The organism is Paenibacillus terrisolis (genome assembly GCF_056171975.1).
Map to the genome: position 1 here is coordinate 1 of NZ_JBKFGG010000071.1, position 467 is coordinate 467.

Sequence of the window (467 nt, forward strand, 5' to 3'; positions counted from 1 at the left end):
CGTGTGCTCTTAGTAGCTTAACCATTTCGCTCGCATATTGAGCTAGTCGCTCTGTTGCTCCTCGATTTCTTGATCTTATCACTGCTGACAAGGTTGAAATCGACTCGCAAAGGATCGCCTATCTCCAATATGTTCGCTCCAGCATTCACTACTTTTATTAAACTTGTTTTGACACAAGTTCAGCTAAAAGGAATGTTTCTAAAACGCAAATTTCGTTTCGTTATCCAGTTTTCAAGGATCAAAGACTGAAGCCATTCAGTCGTTTGAGAGTTGAACTCTCAAAACTGACCAACGAGTGAGTTAAAAGCTTTACGAAGTAAAGCTCACTTCGAAAGCATATGCTTTGCTAACTTAGGTTAGCGTTTTGAATGCTTCCATCGCAGGAAGCGATTCTCCATAGAAAGGAGGTGATCCAGCCGCACCTTCCGATACGGCTACCTTGTTACGACTTCACCCCAATCATCTAC

Annotated in this window: 1 rRNA gene; it reads right to left on the reverse strand. The window is 42.4% G+C overall.

The features are described from left to right. Nucleotides 1-400 precede the first annotated feature (400 nt). A 16S ribosomal RNA gene (locus ACI48K_RS25625) occupies nt 401-467 on the reverse strand; the annotation flags it as partial.